14 protein-coding genes are annotated in these 20,939 nt (G+C 45.3%); 10 read left to right on the top strand and 4 right to left on the bottom strand.

The features are described from left to right. Positions 1 to 191 precede the first annotated feature (191 nt). Positions 192 to 557 (bottom strand): Hpt domain-containing protein, encoded by a 366-nt coding sequence (locus tag ACHUFW_RS00770; protein WP_394200044.1) that lies wholly within the window; start codon positions 555 to 557, stop codon positions 192 to 194. A 146-nt stretch (positions 558 to 703) separates the two neighbouring features. Then, entirely contained in the window at positions 704 to 1,654 is a 951-nt protein-coding gene (gene mnmL / locus ACHUFW_RS00765) for a tRNA modification radical SAM protein MnmL/YtqA (protein ID WP_394200042.1), read from the bottom strand. A 497-nt stretch (positions 1,655 to 2,151) separates the two neighbouring features. Between mnmL and gltB the strand changes: the two genes are divergently transcribed. The 7 genes from gltB (at position 2,152) to ACHUFW_RS00730 (ending at position 11,680) form a co-directional block, all read left to right on the top strand. Then, entirely contained in the window at positions 2,152 to 6,600 is a 4,449-nt protein-coding gene (gene gltB / locus ACHUFW_RS00760) for a glutamate synthase large subunit (RefSeq protein WP_394200040.1), read from the top strand. Positions 6,601 to 6,606: 6 nt separating this feature from the next. After that, complete coding sequence (locus ACHUFW_RS00755) at positions 6,607 to 8,016, top strand: FAD-dependent oxidoreductase (RefSeq protein ID WP_394200039.1); 1,410 nt, start codon at positions 6,607 to 6,609, stop codon at positions 8,014 to 8,016. Positions 8,017 to 8,420: 404 nt separating this feature from the next. Continuing rightward, positions 8,421 to 9,119: a 5'-methylthioadenosine/S-adenosylhomocysteine nucleosidase gene (mtnN, locus tag ACHUFW_RS00750; protein ID WP_394200037.1), complete on the top strand. Its 699-nt coding sequence runs from the start codon at positions 8,421 to 8,423 to the stop codon at positions 9,117 to 9,119. 6 nt (positions 9,120 to 9,125) lie between these two features. Beyond that, positions 9,126 to 10,106 carry a cobalamin biosynthesis protein CobD/CbiB gene (locus tag ACHUFW_RS00745; protein WP_394200035.1) on the top strand — a complete coding sequence of 327 codons (981 nt, stop codon included), beginning with the start codon at positions 9,126 to 9,128 and terminating at the stop codon, positions 10,104 to 10,106. A 66-nt stretch (positions 10,107 to 10,172) separates the two neighbouring features. Beyond that, positions 10,173 to 10,562 carry a DUF2721 domain-containing protein gene (locus ACHUFW_RS00740; protein ID WP_394200034.1) on the top strand — a complete coding sequence of 130 codons (390 nt, stop codon included), beginning with the start codon at positions 10,173 to 10,175 and terminating at the stop codon, positions 10,560 to 10,562. After that, positions 10,559 to 11,185, top strand: a complete 627-nt coding sequence (locus ACHUFW_RS00735) for a trimeric intracellular cation channel family protein (protein WP_394200033.1) — start codon at positions 10,559 to 10,561, stop codon at positions 11,183 to 11,185. The genes ACHUFW_RS00740 and ACHUFW_RS00735 overlap by 4 nt, the downstream gene beginning before the upstream one ends. 48 nt (positions 11,186 to 11,233) lie before the next feature. Further along, entirely contained in the window at positions 11,234 to 11,680 is a 447-nt protein-coding gene (locus tag ACHUFW_RS00730; protein WP_394200031.1) for a nuclear transport factor 2 family protein, read from the top strand. 78 nt (positions 11,681 to 11,758) lie between these two features. Here the strand turns inward: ACHUFW_RS00730 and tyrS are convergent, their stop codons facing one another. Further along, positions 11,759 to 12,955, bottom strand: coding sequence for a tyrosine--tRNA ligase (gene tyrS, locus ACHUFW_RS00725; protein ID WP_394200029.1), 1,197 nt, complete (start codon positions 12,953 to 12,955; stop codon positions 11,759 to 11,761). Between the two features lie 126 nt (positions 12,956 to 13,081). On the opposite strand from tyrS, the gene ACHUFW_RS00720 reads away from it, so the two are divergent. Beyond that, positions 13,082 to 14,530 (top strand): peptidoglycan DD-metalloendopeptidase family protein, encoded by a 1,449-nt coding sequence (locus tag ACHUFW_RS00720; RefSeq protein ID WP_394200027.1) that lies wholly within the window; start codon positions 13,082 to 13,084, stop codon positions 14,528 to 14,530. Positions 14,531 to 14,542: 12 nt separating this feature from the next. After that, on the top strand, positions 14,543 to 15,652 hold the full coding sequence (locus ACHUFW_RS00715) for an anhydro-N-acetylmuramic acid kinase (RefSeq protein WP_394200026.1): 1,110 nt from the start codon (positions 14,543 to 14,545) through the stop codon (positions 15,650 to 15,652). Between the two features lie 13 nt (positions 15,653 to 15,665). On the opposite strand, the gene ACHUFW_RS00710 is transcribed toward ACHUFW_RS00715, so the two are convergent. Further along, positions 15,666 to 17,807 (bottom strand): winged helix-turn-helix domain-containing protein, encoded by a 2,142-nt coding sequence (locus tag ACHUFW_RS00710; RefSeq protein ID WP_394200024.1) that lies wholly within the window; start codon positions 17,805 to 17,807, stop codon positions 15,666 to 15,668. 350 nt (positions 17,808 to 18,157) lie between these two features. Here ACHUFW_RS00710 and ACHUFW_RS00705 point away from each other — a divergent pair, with 350 nt between their 5' ends. Next, positions 18,158 to 20,914 carry a TonB-dependent receptor plug domain-containing protein gene (locus ACHUFW_RS00705; RefSeq protein ID WP_394200022.1) on the top strand — a complete coding sequence of 919 codons (2,757 nt, stop codon included), beginning with the start codon at positions 18,158 to 18,160 and terminating at the stop codon, positions 20,912 to 20,914. Positions 20,915 to 20,939 lie beyond the last annotated feature (25 nt).

Here is a 20,939-nt window from a genome sequence, read left to right as displayed (position 1 = left end):
CTGTATCATAGCTTGCCTCAGAGCTGGGTATGTTGTGCTGTCATTTTGTGACCAAAATCTGAATTGTATTGGCTAATACCAATCGGTATAACTTGTAAAACAGCCAATAAAAAAGCCTTCACACTCAAAGTGCAAAGGCTTTTCTAAATGCGATTCAGAGCCAAGCTACATACCGATTAGCTCCGATTAGATTATGCTTTAGATTCTAAGTACTGCTTCAGCTCTGCCAAATCTGCATTGGCGTGGTCAACAATAACTTGCAACCATTCACTGTGCTTCTCTGCCCAGTTAGCTTCTTCACCATGCTGCAATAGTTGAGCAAATTGCTGAATGCGCTTTAATCCCACTGAGCCTGCCGCGCCTTTAAATTTATGCGCTTCTGAACACAGGGTATCTTTATCTTGAGCGTTTTTAGCATTAACTAGGTTACCTACGTATTCCGGCATAAGCTGCTCGAATAAGACGACGCTCTTTAGCAAGGTTCCAGCACCAATGGCACTGCAATATTGCTCTAAGGTGTTAAGATCTAAAATTGATTCTAACTCAGCTGTTGCCATATCAAGGCACCTCTCGAAATAATACTGTCTGTATAAAAAACTATTTACCACATCATACCCGCAATAATTGCATGTGCAACTAAATGCATCGATTGGCGATAAATTCACTTAATATTTAACTTTTCATTAACCAAAATTTAATTAAATTATTGATTTGCAACTGCTGATACACTTTCAAAACAACAATTCAAATCGACATAATGACCCTGCCCGCCATGCAATTTAAGATCATCAACTATCGCAACTAATCCATCCCAGCGAAAACCACACCAATCTGGTGCTAGTAAAACCGGTTTCTTAGCATATGCCGTAACTCGGTGAAATATGACCTCTTTTGGCGTATGTCTAATTAATTCACCCACACTGGCTGCGTAGTCTTCTTTACTGATTAGACTCACTCTGCCCGCCTGCCAGGATTTGGCAAGCGTACTTCCGGCAACAATGTGTAAAGGATGGATCTTAAGACCATCAACTCCCACATCAAGCACTTGCTTTAATGTTGACAGGTAATCAGCATGTGCTTCTCCAGGTAAACCTAAGATCATATGAGTACACACTTTCAAACCTGCTGCTCGTGCACGTAATACCGTATCTTGATACTCGGCAAAGCCATGACCACGATTGATGCGCTTTAGCGTGGTCTCGTTAGCGGTTTGCAGACCAAGCTCCAACCAAACTTCTAGCCCTCTGCGCTGATAACTGGCTAATAGCTCAATCACCTCGTCAGGAACACAGTCAGGACGTGTGCCAACGAATAAACCGACGATATCGGGATCTTCTATCGCCTCATCATATTTCGCTTTCAACACCTGATACTCATCATAGGTACTGGTGTATGCTTGAAAATAAGCAAAATACTTACTGGATTTACCTTTTAGTCGCTCGCGACCTTCACTGAGCTGCACTGCAATCGACTTCTCACTGCCATGTTCATGGCTAAACGAGGCAACATTACAAAACGTGCAACCACCTTTACCCAATGAGCCATCACGATTTGGACAAGTAAATTTGGCGTCTATGGTCAATTTACGCAAGCGCTCACCATATTTATGCTTACATATCGCACCAAATGTATTGACGAAACTATCCAGCCCCACGGCTTACCCTCTGCTATTTTTAGGGCAGCGATCCTAACGTATCGGTGGCGAAAAAACTTAGTGGTATATCAAAGATCTTTATATTAGCCCTTATTAATTAAATGGATTTTTGGTGACTCAACTCACCAAAACACAGAAATTGAATAGTTAGTCACAAAAAATACTTGTATCAAACTCACTGTGCATGCAATAAAAATCATTTTTTTGAAATAAAAAACAATCCCGCCTTTTGTTATAATTTAGTAAACAAAGCAAATCAACAAAACCAAAATTCTTTTTATTCATAAGGTTATACGTATTAATTTTCAGTTAACGTTAACGTAAACCCCGTATAACAAGCGTATGAATCGCACATTTTTAGTCACGTTTTATGCATTTTTTGTGTTTGACCTTTGTAATATGAAAAGTTAATTTGAGTGGTTCGGGTGCATATCTATAAGAACTAAATTATTAAATTTCCCCGAGTAGTATTTGGAATGTGTAAGGGAGGTTTGTGTATGAGCTTGTATCACCCCAGTTTCGAGAGAGACAACTGTGGCTTTGGCTTAATTGCCCAAATGGACGGTGAACCTAGTCACCGCATTGTAAGAACAGCAATTCATGGTTTAGACCGAATGAAACATCGCGGCGGAATTGCTGCTGATGGCCGTACGGGTGATGGCTGCGGTTTGCTTATGCAACTTCCGATTAAATTCTTTGAAGCTATCGCTGAAGAAAATGATTGGCATTTAAGCCGTAAGTTCGCAGTTGGTATGCTATTTCTGAGTCAAGACGATGAGCTAGCAGAACAAGCCAAGCAACTGCTAGAACGTGAACTAGAAAAAGAAACCTTAAGTGTTGCGGGTTGGCGTAAGGTTCCTGTTGATGCTGAAGTACTTGGGCCTATTGGTAAAAACAGCCTTCCACAAATCTATCAAGTTCTGATTAATTCCCCGATCGGTTGGCGAGAAAAAGATCTAGAGCGCCGTCTCTATATGGCCAGACGTCGTTTAGAACAGCAGTTAACCCACGACAAAGATTTTTATGTTGCTAGTTTATCGGGTCAGGTGATTGTCTATAAAGGCCTAATGATGCCTGCGGACTTACCGGCTTTTTATGCTGACTTGGCTGATATACGCCTACAAAGTTCAATCTGCTTATTTCACCAACGATTCTCCACCAACACATCACCAAAGTGGCCCTTAGCACAGCCATTTAGATACTTAGCTCATAATGGTGAAATCAATACCATTACCGGTAACCGACAGTGGGCTCGCGCTCGCGCCTATAAATTTAATGCACCACTACTTGCCGATTTACAACAGGCTGCGCCATTTGTAAATGAAACTGGTTCAGACTCATCATCACTCGATAACATGCTAGAGATGCTGTTAGCCGGTGGCATGGATCTTTATCGAGCCATGCGCCTGCTTATTCCACCCGCATGGCAAAGTAACCCAGAGATGGATGAAGAGCTTAAAGCCTTCTACGACTTTAACTCCATGCATATGGAGCCCTGGGATGGACCTGCAGGTATTGTAATGACCAATGGTCGCCATGTTGCTTGCGCCGTAGACCGTAATGGCCTGCGTCCATCGCGTTACGTTATCACCAAAGACCGTATTTTAACCCTCGCCTCTGAGATAGGTATTTGGGATTATGCCGCCGATGAAGTAGTTGAAAAAGGCCGAGTGGGCCCAGGTGAGCTACTAGTACTAGATACCCTTGATGGCAAACTGTACCCCTCTTTTGAGATCGACAACGACTTAAAACGCCGCCACCCCTACAAAGAGTGGATGAAAAAGAACAGCCAACAGCTTACCGCAGCAGAAGATATGCCAGCTGAGGCCCAGGGTGTCAGTGAGTTTTCTGCCGACGCGTTGCTGCAGTACCAAAAACAATTTGGCTACTCACGAGAAGAGCTTGAGCAAGTGCTATGGGTATTAGCACAAAAAGGCGAAGAAGCCACAGGCTCCATGGGTGATGATACCCCAATGGCGGTGCTATCGAAAAAATCACGGACCATCTACGACTATTTCCGTCAGAAGTTTGCCCAAGTGACTAACCCACCTATTGACCCACTGCGTGAAAAGCATGTGATGTCTTTAGCGACCTGTGTAGGCCGAGAGCAAAACCTGTTTAATGAAACTACAGGTCATGCCTACCGAGTGATGTTTAACTCGCCGATTTTGTTGTTTAGTGATTTCAATCAGCTATTGGGTCTTGACTCAACCTACTACCGCGCTAACACCTTAGATCTCAATTACGATCTTTCAGAAGGACTAGAAGCTGCGATTGTTCGTCTGTGCGACGAAGCCGAGCGTTTGGCTAGAACGGGAACAACCTTGCTGATCTTATCGGATCGAGCCACGTGCAAGAACAAGCAAGTTGTGCCTGCAGCGATGGCTGTTGGCGCAGTTCAGCGCACCTTAGTCGACAAGAGCTTACGTTGTGATACCAACATTATTGTCGAAACCGCCTCAGCCCGTGACCCTCACCACTTTGCTGTGTTACTCGGCTTTGGTGCTACGGCGATTTACCCTTATCTTGCCTATGAAAGCATTTCAGCGATGGCAAAGAATCAAGGCATTGAGCAAACCCAAAAACTGATGCTTAATTTCCGTCAAGGTATCGATAAAGGCCTGCGGAAAATTATGTCAAAAATGGGCATCAGTACTGTGGGTTCCTATCGTTGTAGCCAACAGTTTGAAGCCATCGGTTTAGCACAAGAGGTGGTAGAGCTTTGCTTCAAAGGTGTTGTTAGCCGTATTGCCGGGGCGAATTTTGACTTGCTAGAACAAGATCAGCAGATCCTGCATAAACATGCTTTCAGAGCTCACCTTCCCTTATCGCAAGGCGGCTTATTAAAGTACGTTGAAGGTGGCGAATACCACTGCTTTAACCCAGATGTGGTTAACACCTTACAGCAAAGCCTTGCCGGTAAAGACTACCCCAAATACAAACAGTTTACTCAACTAGTAGACAAGCGACCTGTTGCCACGTTGCGTGACTTGATCAAGGTAGAAGCAGATCAAAACGCTATCGAGCTTGAGCAAGTTGAATCAGCACAAACGCTTTATCCGCGTTTTGACAGTGCCGCCATGAGTATTGGTGCACTGAGTCCTGAGGCGCATGAAGCCTTAGCCGTTGCGATGAACCGTCTCGGTGGTCGTTCAAACTCTGGCGAAGGTGGAGAAGATCCTAAACGTTTTAACTCTGAACGTAACTCAGCGATTAAACAGATCGCATCGGGACGCTTTGGTGTCACAGCCCACTACCTTGTCAACGCTGAAGTGCTACAAATTAAGGTAGCTCAAGGTGCGAAGCCTGGAGAAGGTGGCCAACTTCCAGGCCACAAAGTAAGTGTCGAGATTGCAGCGCTGCGTAACGCGCGCCCCGGTGTGACGTTGATTTCACCGCCGCCACATCATGATATTTACTCAATCGAAGATTTAGCTCAGCTGATTTTTGATTTAAAACAAATTAACCCTAAAGCTCTGATCTCAGTTAAATTAGTCTCTGAACCAGGTGTGGGTACCATTGCAACTGGTGTGGCAAAAGCCTATGCCGATATGATTACCATTTCAGGTTATGATGGTGGTACAGGTGCCAGCCCGATCACTTCAGTAAAATATGCCGGCAGCCCGTGGGAGCTTGGCTTAGCCGAGGTTCACCAGTCACTCGTCGCCAACGGTTTACGTCATAAAATTCGCTTACAAGTGGATGGCGGATTAAAAACCGGTACTGACGTGATTAAAGCGGCACTACTTGGTGCAGAGAGCTTTGGTTTTGGTACCGTGCCGATGATTGCGCTAGGTTGTAAATACTTACGAATTTGCCACCTAAACAACTGTGCTACTGGTGTCGCGACGCAAAACAAAGCACTACGCGACAATCATTACCACGGCTTACCCGAGCGTGTGATGACCTACTTCGAGTTTGTTGCTCAAGAGATCCGCGAATGGATGGCAACCTTAGGGGTAGCCAAATTTGAAGATCTAGTGGGTCGCAGTGAGTGGCTGCACGCCATTGAAGGTGAAACAGACAAGCAGCGCCAGTTGGATCTATCTGCAATTTTGTATAAACCAACAGTACCAGCAGGTTGTTCACATACATGGCAGGAGCTAAACCCGCCTTCAGATAAAGGCGAGCTAAATCAAAAGGTACTTGCTGATGCGCAATCTGCCATTGATGCAAGTGAGCCCTATCAAGGCCGATTTACCATCAATAACACCGACCGTTCAGTGGGTGCGAGTTTGTCAGGTTATATCGCTACTCATGTTGGCCGCGATGGCACCAAGCAAACAGTCAGTGTCAACTTTAACGGCAGCGCTGGACAAAGCTTCGGGGTATGGAACAGCCCAGGTGTTGAGCTAAACCTCTGTGGTGATGCGAACGACTATGTTGGTAAAGGCATGGCGGGCGGCAAGATAACTATCCATCCGCCGTTAGGTAGCACTTTCCAAAGCGAACGTTCAGCGATTGTCGGTAACACCTGCCTCTATGGCGCATCGGGCGGTAAGTTCTTCGCCGCTGGCCAAGCAGGTGAACGCTTTGCGGTACGTAACTCAGGTGCAACTGCTGTTGTTGAAGGCTTAGGTGACAATGGTTGTGAATACATGACCGGCGGTATCGTTGTCGTTCTGGGTAAAACAGGCGTTAACTTCGGTGCAGGTATGACTGGTGGTTTTGCTTATGTCTTCGACCGTTTAGGACGTTTCTCACGCCGAGTTAACACCGAGCTGGTTGATACCCATAAGGTTGATTCACCTGTGCTACAACAGCATCTGAAAGGCTTAATCGAAGAGCATGTTAAAGAGACCGGCAGTGAACACGCCAAAATGTTACTGCAAGATTTTGAAAACTGGCTTGATTGCTTTGTATTAGTTAAGCCAAAGAGTGTTGAAGTATCTGACTTATTGAAGTTAGAACGTTCAGAGCCAGAACTGACAGTTGTTGCGGGGTAACTTCTAATGAGTAATGATTTTCAATTTATTGAAGTGGGTCGTAAAGATCCAACGAAACACTCGGTACAGCAACGTGCAACTCAGTTTATTGAGATTTATCAGCCTTTTGCTCAGCCGCAGGTTCAAGAGCAAGCTGACCGTTGTTTAGATTGTGGTAACCCTTATTGCGAATGGAAGTGTCCGTTACATAACTACATTCCGAATTGGTTAAATTTGGCCAAACAAGGGCGTATTCTTGAAGCGGCAGATTTAGTCCACGAAACCAATACACTGCCAGAAATTTGCGGCCGAGTATGTCCGCAAGATCGTCTCTGTGAAGGAGCTTGTACCCTTAATGACGAATTTGGCGCGGTCACCATTGGTAATGTTGAGAAATACATTACCGATACTGCAATCGCCCAAGGTTGGCGTCCAGATATGAGCAAGGTTAAGGCCCGAACAGAAAGAGTCGCCATCATCGGTGCCGGTCCTGCAGGCCTTGGTTGCGCGGATATTCTGGCCCGAAATGGCATCAAGGCGGTTGTCTATGATAAGCATCCGCAAATCGGTGGCCTGCTCACTTATGGTATTCCATCGTTTAAACTGGATAAGTCGGTCATGGCTACCCGCCGCAGTGTGATGGAAGGCATGGGCATCGAATTTAAACTAGGCGTCACTATCGGTGAAGATATTGAATTTCAAACCTTAGTTGATGAGTACGATGCGGTATTTTTAGGCATGGGTACTTACACGCCAATGCAAGCAAGACTTGACGGCGAAGATGCTCAAGGTGTTCACCAAGCACTTCCATACCTTATCGGCAATACCCACCACGTGATGGGCACCGAAAGTGCTGACGCGCCGTATCTGAATTTAGCCGGTAAAAAAGTGGTAGTACTGGGCGGTGGTGATACTGCGATGGACTGCGTTCGCACCGCAGTGCGTCAAGGTGCCGAGCAAGTCACTTGTGTCTACCGCCGTGACGAAGAAAATATGCCAGGCTCTCGTCGTGAAGTTGAAAATGCGAAAGAGGAAGGGGTGAAATTCCTATTTAATCGTCAGCCGACCGCAATTAAAACTGATGCTGGTGTGGTCACAGCCATTGAGTGTGTTGAAACAGCACTTGGTGAACCTGATGACAGCGGACGACGTCGCCCACAACCAATTGAGGGCAGTGAACAGCTCATCGATACCGATGCTCTGGTTATCGCCTTCGGTTTCCAGCCCAGTCCAGCGAAATGGCTCGGCGACTTTGGCATTGAGCTTAATGAATGGGGCTTAGTCAAAGCACCTAAAGTCGCAGACAACCCATTTCAAACTTCGAATCCTAAAGTCTTTGCTGGCGGAGACATGGTTCGAGGCTCAGATCTGGTGGTTACAGCTATTGCAGAAGGCCGCGACGCCGCAATGGGCATATTAAATTATTTTTCTGAATAATACAGTTTGCTTGTGAGTTTGCGCTTCATGCTGGATAAGCTGAAGCGCTTTTTTTATCAACAAGCACAGCCCAGATAAGCTTTGTCCACTAACAACATTTGCGAAATTATTCGTCACAGACAATCGCCTTCAGTGGCCCGCTAATAACTGTCTCTTATCAAAGCACTCGCGAAAGCCTTTGCTTATAATTTCCCATTTATACCAACCTGTATAAGAAGTTGGTATTAGGCTCCACAACAGCGATAAAACCTTAGTAACTCATTAGCAATCTTAACCGGTTTATTAATCATCCCTCATGTTGCGACACAGGTTCTCGCCAGCACGCGTGATTATTGCTATATTAGCGCCCATTACTCATAGGGTTAGTACATATTGATAACCCGTCGTCATCGAAAGGTCGTTGAATGAAAATCGGTATTATTGGTGCCATGGAGCCAGAAGTTGCTCACCTAATTAAATCAATGGATAACCCACAAGCAATTACCATTGCTGGTATTGAGCTGGTTTCAGGTCAATTAGAAGGCAAAGAGGTCGTGGTGACCCGCTCAGGTATCGGTAAAGTGACTGCAAGTATTGCCACAACTTTACTTGTCGATAAGTTTGCACCTGACTACATCATCAATACCGGCTCCGCAGGCGGGTTTGTAGATAGTTTAAACATTGGTGATATCGTAATTTCTTCTGAAGTTCGCCACCATGATGTTGATGTTACCGCTTTTGGTTACGAAATTGGCCAAATGGCTCAACAGCCAGCGGCATTTATGCCAGATGCCAAACTTAAAGCCGCGGCCAATAAAGCCATTGCTGATTTAGGCGAAGTAAAAGCGATTGAAGGTTTGATCTGTACCGGTGACAGTTTCATTTGCGATCCTAAACGTACAGAGCAAATGCTAGCAAACTTCCCAACGATGGCCGCTTGCGAAATGGAAGGTGCAGCAATCGCTCAAGTATGTCACCAATTCAATGTGCCTTTTGTGGTCATTCGCTCGCTGTCAGATAATGCCAACAATGACTCGCCAGTAGATTTCGACAGCTATATTGTTAAAGCCGGACACCACTCAGCACTCATGGTGATGTCGCTGCTACGTCAATTAGAAGCTTAACGCTGAATGATCCCCGACTTTGCGCAACAGGTATTAAACGATAGCGGCTTTTACAAAGACGCATTAGTTTTACTGATAGCCATCATACTTGCTAAAGCTGCGCCACTCCCAAGAGAGGCGCAAGCTTTCGTGTGGTTTAGCCATTTAGCCAAGCAACTTGCACAAAAGGTTAACCACGTTCAACGCTCTTCGCAGCAGCAAACCATTGCCGGCACCTTAGCACTAATATTAATCGTTGTGCCTTTTTGGTTGATCATCAGTTTTTTGCTCGATCTTTCAGCCTTCCCATGGTTTTTTGATATCGTTTTACTCTACATCTGTTTGTGCGATGAGCACTTTAATCGTGTCGCCGAAGAAGTTCAGCACGCGCTTGAAGACCAAGATAATTCAAGAGCCAAGAAGATTCTCGCGCCTTGGTCTTATCGCGATACCCACGAGTTATCCTCGGTTGGAATAGCCAAAGCCACCATTGAGAAAATGATGGCCACCCCCATTTATGGCTCGGTGGCAACGATTTTGTTTTTCTCTGTGGGAGGCACCGCCCTCGTGCTAGGAGCACGAATGGTCAAACAAGTGGAGTACTGCTGGCCTAAGGTTAATCCGCAATACCAACATTTTGGAAAAGCCAGTTATTACCTCTGCTACTTGCTATATTTCATCCCGACTGTATTATGGAATTTCACCTTAGCGATTCAAGGTGGGCCCAAAGCAATACGGTTACTTTTTCAGGTTAAACCCAGCCAATACCCGGTTAATAACCACCTAAAAACCTGTCAGTTATTTGCACAAATCCTCAATATTGAATTGGCAGGCCCGATGAAACTTGAAGGCAAGCGCGTTGCGATAGAAAAAGTCGGTAACGGCGCTTTACCTACGGCAAACGATATCGGTAAAGCCATTAAGCTAACCCGATTTACCACCCTCATCTGGATAAGCACCTTAGTCACCATCCCAGCTATCTGGGCATTGCTGAGATATTTCGCTTAACGCTAGACATCGAGATACTGCTTGGTATGATGCGCTAAAACAGCTTGGAAGAATGAGACGCCCACATTGTTCGACAATTTACATGTATTACTGACCACCCCTGCACTATTGTTTCCAGCTATCTCGTTGCTGTTACTAGCCTATACCAACCGGTTTTTCTCATTAGCTGCATTGATCCGCAACCTCAGTAGTGAGGGTAAACCGGTACACAGTGCCCAGCTGGCTAATCTACGTAAGCGAATAGTCATCATTCGTCGCATGCAAGAAGCTGGGGTGTCAAGCTTTGCCCTGTGCGTGCTGTGTATGATTTTTATCTATATCGGTTTTAACCAAACTGGCTCGATCATCTTCGGTTGTAGTCTATTACTGCTGTTGTACTCGCTACTATTATCTGTCATCGAAATCCGCATCTCAGTTGATGCCCTCAACTTACACCTAGAAGAACTCGACCAATGAGCCAGTGGATCTACTTTTTCGACCTCTGCGGCACCGCGGTATTTGCATTATCTGGCGCATTAGCAGCAGGCAGACACAGAATGGACCCATTTGGGGTCATTGTATTAGCCTCGGTCACTGCGGTCGGTGGCGGCAGTATTCGTGATGCCTTATTAGGGACAACGCCGGTTTTTTGGATCAAAGACCCCAACTACATCATTGTCATTCTTGCCACTGTATTGCTCACCCTGATTTTTGTCAGAAAACCCAAAAGAGTACCTCAGTATACGCTACCAGTGGCTGATGCCCTGGGGTTAGCCCTGTTCACTGTCATCGGCGCAGAAAAAGCACTGAGTTTAGGGCTAACAGGCATGGTTGCAGTGATTATGGGCTTGATAACCGGAGTCGGAGGAGGCATTATTCGAGACTTACTGTGTCGCCAAGTGCCGATGATTTTGCGAACTGAGATATACGCGACCGCTTCAATTATGGGCGGGATTTGTTACACCTTAACTATCTATTGGGGTGCAGCTGATAAGGTCGCGCTATTGTTAGCACTCGGCACCGCCCTAGCCATAAGGCTTGCAGCAATAAAATGGCATTTATCGTTACCTGCATTTGATTTGAAAAAGAAAGTTTCTTGATTTATGACTGCTAAATATTTTCGCACATTTTTAATAGCTTGGAGCCTAATGTTAAGCGCTCCGCTATTGGCCAACACGGGCCAGATGCCAAAAGAGCAACAAATGGCCGTGCGTTATATTAAGGCGTTAACCGATCACGACTATGGTCTGCTTAGTACCTTTTACAATCGCGACAGTGTTTTTAGCGACCGTACAGCCAGCAAAACCTATACAGGTCGTCGTAATATTTTACAGTTTTTTGAACGTGCCCACCGGGGGGTACTTGAATACAACTTCAATATAGAGCACATGTATAACTCAGGCTCACTAGTTGTAATGATTGGTAACTACCATTACCGCGGACCTGGTGCGCAATTTGGTAAGCCAGGCAAAATTATTGAACTCGCGATCCCAGGGGTTACGACGGTAAAACTGGATATGACTAATCATCGTGTCACAGAACATGAAGATCTAATGGATTATCAAACCATGGCCGATCAACTATCTACGCAATAGTTAGCCTTTAATCAAACATAAAAAAACCCGCCTTATGCGGGTTTTTTATTAATACAACCAGTCACTAAATTCAAATCACTATACTAAAGTGATTTTAGCAAACTTACGTTTACCCACTTGGAACACACCAGTCGTACCAGCACTTAGTTGTAGCTTGGTATCTTCAATTTTAGCGCCATCAATTTTGGCAGCGCCTTGCTTGATCATACGCATTGCGTCTGAGGTAGAGTTCACTAGACCTGCTTGCTTGAGTATATTGGCAATGGCGATACCTTCACCGGCTTCAATCTCAAGCTCAGCAATATCATCTGGAATCGCGCCTTTTTGGAAGCGGTTGATGAATTCTTGATGCGCTGCATCCGCTGCTGCTTCATCATGGAAACGCGCAATGATCTCTTTAGCTAAAGCGATTTTAATGTCACGTGGATTAGCACCAGATTCTACATCTGCTTTGAACTGCTCAACCTCTGTAAGCGGGCGGAATGATAGCAATTCAAAATAACGCCACATTAGCTCATCAGAAATTGACATGATCTTACCAAACATCTCACCGGCAGGCTCGCTCACACCAATGTAGTTATGTGCCGATTTAGACATCTTTTTAACGCCGTCTAAACCTTCAAGCAATGGCATCATAATCACCGTTTGTGGCTTTTGACCTTCGGCTTTTTGTAACTCACGACCCATTAGCAAATTAAACTTCTGGTCTGTACCACCAAGCTCAACATCGGCCTGCAGCGCGACCGAGTCATAGCCTTGCAATAATGGATACATGAACTCATGAATAGCAATGGCTTGCCCAGAACCATAACGCTTTTTAAAATCGTCACGTTCCATCATACGCGCCACGGTTTGCTGTGACGCTAAGCGAATCATACCTGCTGCACCCAATGGCTCTAGCCAACTGGAGTTAAACTCAATGCGAGTTTTGGCAGGGTCAAGAATTTTATATACCTGTTCTTTATAGGTTTCAGCATTAGCAAGTACTTGCTCTTTTGTGAGCGGAGGCCGAGTGCTATTTTTACCACTTGGGTCACCAACCATACCGGTAAAGTCACCAATCAAGAAAATCACTTCATGACCTAACTCTTGGAAAGTTCTCAACTTATTGAGAATTACCGTATGACCAAGGTGAATATCTGGCGCGGTAGGATCTGCTCCTAGCTTAATCCGTAATGGACGGCCTTCTTTTAACTTTTCCAGCAGATCTGACTCAAGTAAAATCTCGTCGGTTCCGCGTTTTATTTCTGCAAGTGCTTGGTCTAAATCAGCCATCTTGGCAACTACCCCTAAGAGCCTAGTATAAAATTAAGGACAGTAATGTTACTTGTTAGCCAGCACAAATGAAAGGGTGTACACTAAGGGGATCAGCACGATTATGCAAAATTGGTATCGAGGTCAATGGGAAAGCTAATCACCTTATTAAAATTATTGCCTAGAATGCACCAAGTTCTATTGAGTGTATTGGTCATCGTCACTCTTACTATTTTGTTATTGCCAGCAGATAACGCACAAGCATCAAAAAGTACCAATTCCAGTTTATCCGGGCGAATCGAGGTTTTTAACGATTCAGCCGATACCCAAGCAACAGACCTAAATCAAGCTCAACGTCAGGTACCGCTGGCATTTCGTAAACCTACACCGCCTAGCTCAAACCAAAATACTGACCACAACGCCAACGCTGAAACCGAGATGCCGCTCGATGTCGCCACCAATCCAAGTTCGGTCGAGACTGACAATTCTTCGCCTAAGGCAGTCAGTGCCCCATTACTCACAGATAAACGCTTTGAGGTGAAACGCGGCGATACCTTAGCAGCACTGTTTAAACGAGCCGGATTAACTCCCCGTGATGTACATGAAATTACTCAGCTACCAAAAGCCAAGAAAAATTTGCTGCGAATCATGCCTGGTGAAGAAATCATTATTAGCAAAACAGCAGCAGGCGAGCTGGCTAAAGTCACTTATCATCTCGACGCAATTTCAACCTTAGTGATTGAACATAGCGATAGCGGTTATCAAGAAGCTGTTGTTGTCAAAGAAGTGGAAGTACGCAATAACTTTGCAAACGCTACCATCAATAGCAACTTTTGGAATGCAGGTGTAGGTGCAGGCCTCACCCCCAATCAAATCATGCAGCTGGCGACCATTTTCGGCTGGGATATCGATTTCGCTCTAGATCTACGTAAAGGCGATAATTTTGCCATTTTATTTGAACAAGAATATGCCGACGGGGAATTCCTACAAAATGGCAATATTCTCGCCGCGGAGTTTACCAACCAAGGGGATAGATATACCGCTGTACGTTACAGTGACGGCAACTACTACTCCGAAGATGGCCGCAGCATGCGTAAAGCATTTTTACGCTCACCGGTAGACTTTAAGTACGTAAGTTCAAGTTTTAACCCTCGACGCCTTCATCCAGTCACTGGCCAAGTCCGTGCTCATCGCGGTGTAGACTATGTCGCTGCAGTGGGTACGCCAATTAAAGCTGCGGGTAAAGGGCGGGTTATCAAGTCGGCATACAATAAATACAATGGTAACTACGTATTCATTAAGCACAATGATACCTACACCACTAAATACCTACACCTTAAAAAGCGTAAAGTGAAGCAAGGACAAACTGTCAAACAGGGACAGATCATCGGCACCTTAGGAGCAACCGGTCGTGTCACGGGCGCACATCTACATTACGAATTTATCGTTAATGGCGTTCATCGCAACCCAAGAACAGTAAAATTGCCACAATCTCTGCCGATTGCGGCAGACCAAAAGCAGCAATTTTTAAGTCTCAGCAAACAACTCATGGCACAACTAGAACAAAACAAACAGCTAAGATTGGCTGCACAATAGGATGGAAGTGACATGAACAAAAACTATTTCATTGGCCTCATGTCAGGCACCAGCATGGACGGTGTCGATGCCGTGTTGGTGGAGTTTTCCCATCAGCAGCCCCATTTAATTGGAACCCATAGTGAACCTATGCCAAATGGCTTATTGAAGGGCTTAACCCGATTATGTTTACCTGGCAATGACGAAATCAATCTGCAAGGCAGCTTAGATAGAGCCGTAGGCCAGCTTTTTGCCAAAGCGGTTGATGAGCTACTTAATAAGTTCAATATCACTGCAGAACAAATCACCGCCATTGGTAGCCACGGACAAACCGTTAGGCATATGCCTAACCTAGAGATGGGCTTTACCTTGCAAATTGGCGATCCAAACACCATCGCAGCACTGACGGGAATTGATGTCATCGCAGACTTTCGCCGCAAAGATATTGCTTTAGGTGGCCAAGGCGCTCCCTTAGTCCCAGCCTTCCACCAACAACTGTTCGCCAAAGATGATACAGCAAGAATTATTGTCAATATTGGTGGGATCTCCAACATCACCTATTTACCTGGCTCTGCTGACCAAGTGATCGGCTTTGATACTGGACCTGGTAATACCTTAGTGGATGCCTGGATTAAGCATGTCCATGATAAACAATATGATAAAGATGGTGCTTGGGCGGCCAGTGGTAACACCGATGAGCAGTTACTCAAACATCTACTATCGCACTCATATTTTGCCCTTAGCGCCCCCAAAAGTACCGGTAGAGAATTATTTAACCAAGCTTGGCTTGAACAACAGATTGCTAATTTTGGCTACTTAAATGAAGCCGATATTCAATCAACATTGTTGGATCTAACCTGTCATAGCATAGCCAATGACTGCGCTAAGCTATCAAACAACGCTGAAGTCTACGTTTGTGGTGGTGGTGCTTTTAATCACGAACTCATAAGACGCTTAGCCCTTTTATTACCTAATCAACAGGTAACCACAACTCAGCAATTAGGTATTGCCCCGCAGTGGGTCGAAGGCATCGCATTTTCTTGGCTTGCCATGCGGCATCACTATAAACTCAGTGGTAACTTACCCGCCGTCACTGGCGCAAGCCGCGAAGCAATTTTGGGCGGTTTTTTCCCTGCTAACTAATGTCTTTGCACCGCTATTGTAACAGGCGGTGCTGAAGTCGAATCACATCACGCTTGTAATTTTCAGACTCCGTTAGCAACACGCTATGGGAGTCTGGCACATAGCTTATCGCACCGTGCCTAGGCAAACTCGATGGGGGTAACTTTAGTATGGGAGTTACCAGCTCGGTACTGAATCGCCAAAATGCAATCAATTGATGATCTGCACCATTTTGGCGAAAATACACGCCTTTATCCGACACGTCCCAATTGTAGCGCTCATAAAACTGCTCACCACTAATCAGCTCATTTAGCAGTAGAGGTTTACTAATATCCATCGACCATAAGCCAAGCTTATCGGCCCTAGAAAACAGTAAAGTATTGCCATCAACCATCTTACCTAAACGCATGCCAACTTGACTAATCACCGTTGGTAAGCGATTGTCCAAGTAAAATTGAGTAATACCATCATAGGTATTAGCAACAATGAAACTGTCGTCCCAGCCCCAACTGGGGCGCTGATGGTCGAGATAAGCCGTAGCTAGAATCGTAATACTGCCAGAGGCAACATCAAGCACATGGATCTTATTACCTTCACTTTTATCATCAGGCGCGAGAAAGGCGATTTTCTTGCCATCATGGGACCAACTTGGATACGCCACGCGGCGTTTTAACGCTGTATGTTGTTTGCGCTCTTCACCGTGAATGTTGGATGACCAGATTTCATTAAACCCAGTTTCGTTAGAGACATACACCAAACGCTTGGTAGCAGACGAGTAACTCGGGTTTCGATAACTATATTCCACCCGTAACAAAGGAAACGGTGCTGTGGCAATGGTTTGCGACAATTCCAATTTACTTAGACGAAAATCACGCATGTAATTGGCGTAAACAATGTCATTACTGAGTGGCACAAAACGTGGGTAACTTAACCCTTCAACGTGCAATGGCTCTACTTTCTTACTGGCAATTGTCACTATAAAGCCATTACGCACACCGGAGTTTTCACTACTAAACACCAAACGCTTGCTATCACTGTGCCAACTTAACCCGCGCATATCTTCAAATCCTCGGGTTAGTCGTTGCTCGGCACCTGTGGCCCAATCTCTAATGAATAGATCCTCAGAGATATTGCCAAACCGCCTTGCGATAGCTAACCAGCGTCCATCAGGGCTAAACGCTAAATCTCTATCGCGATAGCTACAATCGGTGCCGCAAGAGATCCTTTCTGCCTTGGGTGCCTGTGCAGTTAAATCGATTTGATACAGGCCTGAAGCTGGCACTTGCTGCTCTGAAGAAACAAAAACAACAAATTTACCATCCGGTGAAATATCAAGCCCGGTACTGTAGGTATTACAGGGGGCAAGACTGGTGGTTTGGTTGCTATCAAGGACTAGCTTAGTGATAAAACACTGCTTATTAGCGCGTATTTCGGAGGCAAAATACAGAGCGCTGCCATCTGGGCTCCACACCGCTCGAATCTCTTTACTGCTGCTTGATGTTAGCTGCTTAGGAGTATCACTAGGCGTCTGCAGATCTTTTAAATACAAGCTTGCATAGCCATCAACGCCACGTGCCCCATACACCAGCCAGCGTCCATCGGGTGAAACCACTGGATAAAGCTCAGGTCCGGCATCTGACGTAAGCCGAGTTTGTAACTGCGGTATGTATCTGATGCTGTCTAAGTAAAGGTGAGTTAATACAAACCCCAGCACCAACACCAGTACGGTACCGAAGGTGGCAATAACTTGGCGATTAAACTGATTTAGCCGCGCTATCTTAAGTTCAGCCTTTTCCAATAAATCGGGTTCATCAACTAAATCCGCAGCATCAAACTCAGGGGTGATCAACAAGCGATAACCGGTTTTTCTTACGGTTTCAATGGCACTCTCTTGCCCTGTTACCGATTTAATATGCTGACGTAAATGCCAAACTGCATTAGTTAGCGCTTTAGAGCCAACATAATGGTTGCCTTCCCATATTTCCTCGATGAGTTCCTCGCGGGTCACTACCCGAGGAAAGTGGCGCGCAAGATAACTGAGCACTTCAATGAACTTAGGTTGCAACGACACACTTTGCTCAATACCAGATTGAGGGTCTGCAAAATACAAACAGTTATCCGTTGGCGATACTTTACAGTCAAGTAAATCAAAAGCGGCATGTTTAGATATCTTCATTTTCGCCATCCCCCAAAGCCAATCGCCGAACAGTAGCATTAACACTGACTGAATAATACGGGCTTAACCTATTTTTCACAAGCATACAAAAGAGCATAAAAAGACTTTTAAGTGACTGTAAAAAATAACAATAGATGTTTAATAGATAAATAAACAACCTATAAACGACCCCACCCCAATTGCCCACAAATAACAAAGTGGTTACAAATTTAATCCAGCAACAACTTGGCGACATTCGCAGGGAGAGTCCACATTCATCCCCGCTGAGCAAGCCACTAGTCCCTGTAACCCAAACACGATTTAGGGAACAAAACAGGGCATTAACTATAAAAACTAAGGACTGTATCGAGATGAGACCAACAATGAAATTATCTGCGCTTACCGTTGCCATCACGCTTGCTTCAATAAGCTCTGCCAATGTGCAAGCCGCAGAACAACCTAACGCTGAAAAGAAAATGGAAAAGATTGAAGTCACGGGTTCGCGTATTAAGCGTGCTGACTTCGAAGGTGTGGCACCAGTTACGGTAATTACTGCTGATGATATTGCTACTAGTGGCCTTAGCTCCATTACTGAAGTACTTCAATCTTCTGTTGCTAATACCGGTGGTTCACTCAATGGTGAAAGCGATGGATATACTGATAGCGCTAGCTCAGTCAACTTACGTGGTATGGGCGCAAACCGTACCTTAGTATTGGTCAATGGCCGTCGCCAAGCAGCGTTTCCATCAGCTGCCGGTGGTACGTCTAACTTTGTTGACGTCTCTGATATTCCAACCGCCGCAGTTGAACGTATTGAAATATTAACCGGTGGTGCATCGGCTATTTACGGATCTGATGCCGTGGGTGGTGTAGTCAATATTATTCTTAAGAAACAATATGAAGGCGCCAAAGTTGAAGCCAAATACTCGGATACAACCCAAGGTGGTGGCGAGCAACTAGACCTATCTTACCTTCAAGGCTTTAACACCGAAAACAGCCAAACCTTGGTCATGCTTGAATACCGCAAAGTTGAAGAGATCAAAACCTCTGACCGCGATAGTCTCTACAACCCTGCTTATTATGAAAATAGCGACGGCGAGCTTACTTGGGGCGCTGGCCCATTTGGTGATGCAGCGCCTTCAAGCTGGTCTTCAAGAATTACCGATTACAGCAAGATTTATCATGACGACAAATATGCCAATTTAAGCCAACAAGAATGTACCGACCTTTTCGGTGAAAAGGGCATCTATCGCCCAGATTACAAATATGGTTGCTACTACGATAAATACGCCGACCGCGGCCTGCAATCTGCTTACGACCGACTCAATTTGGTGGTCAATACCACCTATGATTTAAATGATGACTGGCAGCTGTACGCCATGCTCAACGCTTCATATAAAGAAAGCACAAAATATAAAGATGAAAAAGGCTTTGGCACTTACCTTTATGAAGATGAAGTAACCGGCGCATACAGTTACGACAGGTACGAATTTGAAGACTATAACCGTTACTACCTTGCCCGTCGTATGGAAGAGTTTCCTGGACCTCGTACCTATGACACCCAAAACACCAAAGCATCACTTGCTTTTGGTGCTAACGGAACCATTGGTGACTACGAATTAGATATCTCATGGTCTAGCGGTTATGCCCTGTATGAGAAACAAAACCACCATATGGTCAATGGCGCTCATCTACTTGATATCGTAACCATGAACCCTGAAATGGGTGGTGATGAGAAATGGTATCCACATCAGGCATTAACAGCGCAACAAGCCGATTACCTGATGGGTGATTCAACCAAAGAGTCCGACTCAAGTATGCATCAGTTACAAGCTGTTTTCTCTGGCGACTTAATGGAAGTCTCAGCGGGTACAGTTGGTTTTGCAACCACAGCGGAATGGGCTCGTGAAAGCTACGAAGATACCCTAGATGAAATCACCATGAGCGGCGGATATATTGGCATGGGCGGCACTGGCGGTGAAGGTGATCGTGACAGAGTCGCTATTGCCGGTGAAATTCAATGGCCACTACTCAGCAATATGCCAGGCATCAAATCTCTAGAGTTGTCTGCAGCTCTGCGTTATGACCATTACCTAGATGACTCCGATGTTGGCGGCGCCACTACACCACAAGTCGGTCTAAGCTACCGTCCAATCGATGAAGTCATGGTTCGCGCTAACTGGGGACGCAGTTTCCGAGCACCAGATATGCACCGTCTATACGCTGGTCAAACCCGCGGTTATAGCAGCATTGATGTGCCACACCCTAACGATCCAAACGATATTTATGAAGATGACTATGTGTCGTATAACTCAGGAAACCTTAACCTTGAAGAAGAAAAAGGTGAGTTCTGGAACGTCGGTTTAGTCGCTAACGTTACTGACAATGCGGACTTAACCATTGATTGGTGGAACATCGAGTTAGAAGGCGCAGTAAAAACCATCTCAAGCTATGATGTGATTAACGATCCTAAATATAATAAAACAGGCCAATACAACGACTGTACCGAGATGGCGGAAGTCGGCTACCTCAATGAGTTCGACGATGACGGCATCGAAAATATCGCTTGTATGCGTAAAGGCCCAATCAACAGTGCTTATGAAGCGTCTGAAGGTATCGATGCCAGCTTCAACTACAGCTTCCCTGAAACAGCAGCGGGTGACTTTAAGCTTAAGCTAGCAGCGTCATACCTGATTAAAAAGGAGTATCTTGAGCAAGAAGGCGGTGAAGTTGAAGAGCAAACTGAAACCGATTATTTCCCGAAATGGAAAGGTAATGCCAGTTTAAGCTGGAGCTATCAAGATTTCCGCGCCACTATCGCTTACTACTACACTGGCGAAGCAAAAGGCGTTGACCTATTTGAGTACACGGATGCCAACGGTGACGATGTTGAATCAATGGAAACGGATACCCTGGACCCGTATCAAACCATTAACCTAACGCTAAGTTACTCAGCCCCATGGAAAGGTAAGTTCACCGCTGGTGTGAGAAACCTAACCGATGAAATGCCACCATTGTTTGATGTTCGCAATGATAAGCACAATGACTGGCCATTTTATGAAGACTACAACAGTAGCTATTCAGCCAAAGGTCGCAGTGTCTTTGTTGGCTACTCACAGAAGTTCTAACTGCTAGCGCAGCCCTTCCCTTGGC

The sequence above is a fragment of the Shewanella waksmanii genome (genome assembly GCF_043643685.1).
Lineage (GTDB): Bacteria > Pseudomonadota > Gammaproteobacteria > Enterobacterales > Shewanellaceae > Shewanella > Shewanella waksmanii_A.
The sequence above is the reverse complement of the archived record's forward strand: the minus strand, read 5'-3'. Positions and strand labels throughout refer to the sequence as shown.

What these genes read in the sequence shown, in the direction of transcription:
- gltB (WP_394200040.1), top strand. Translation starts at nt 2,152, where the DNA reads ATGAGCTTGTATCACCCCAGTTTCGAGAGAGACAACTGTGGCTTTGGC.
- ACHUFW_RS00770 (WP_394200044.1), bottom strand. Translation starts at nt 557, where the DNA reads ATGGCAACAGCTGAGTTAGAATCAATTTTAGATCTTAACACCTTAGAG.
- mtnN (WP_394200037.1), top strand. Translation starts at nt 8,421, where the DNA reads ATGAAAATCGGTATTATTGGTGCCATGGAGCCAGAAGTTGCTCACCTA.
- ACHUFW_RS00755 (WP_394200039.1), top strand. Translation starts at nt 6,607, where the DNA reads ATGAGTAATGATTTTCAATTTATTGAAGTGGGTCGTAAAGATCCAACG.
- ACHUFW_RS00745 (WP_394200035.1), top strand. Translation starts at nt 9,126, where the DNA reads ATGATCCCCGACTTTGCGCAACAGGTATTAAACGATAGCGGCTTTTAC.
- ACHUFW_RS00705 (WP_394200022.1), top strand. Translation starts at nt 18,158, where the DNA reads ATGAGACCAACAATGAAATTATCTGCGCTTACCGTTGCCATCACGCTT.
- tyrS (WP_394200029.1), bottom strand. Translation starts at nt 12,955, where the DNA reads ATGGCTGATTTAGACCAAGCACTTGCAGAAATAAAACGCGGAACCGAC.
- ACHUFW_RS00710 (WP_394200024.1), bottom strand. Translation starts at nt 17,807, where the DNA reads ATGAAGATATCTAAACATGCCGCTTTTGATTTACTTGACTGTAAAGTA.
- ACHUFW_RS00720 (WP_394200027.1), top strand. Translation starts at nt 13,082, where the DNA reads ATGGGAAAGCTAATCACCTTATTAAAATTATTGCCTAGAATGCACCAA.
- ACHUFW_RS00715 (WP_394200026.1), top strand. Translation starts at nt 14,543, where the DNA reads ATGAACAAAAACTATTTCATTGGCCTCATGTCAGGCACCAGCATGGAC.
- ACHUFW_RS00735 (WP_394200033.1), top strand. Translation starts at nt 10,559, where the DNA reads ATGAGCCAGTGGATCTACTTTTTCGACCTCTGCGGCACCGCGGTATTT.
- ACHUFW_RS00730 (WP_394200031.1), top strand. Translation starts at nt 11,234, where the DNA reads ATGTTAAGCGCTCCGCTATTGGCCAACACGGGCCAGATGCCAAAAGAG.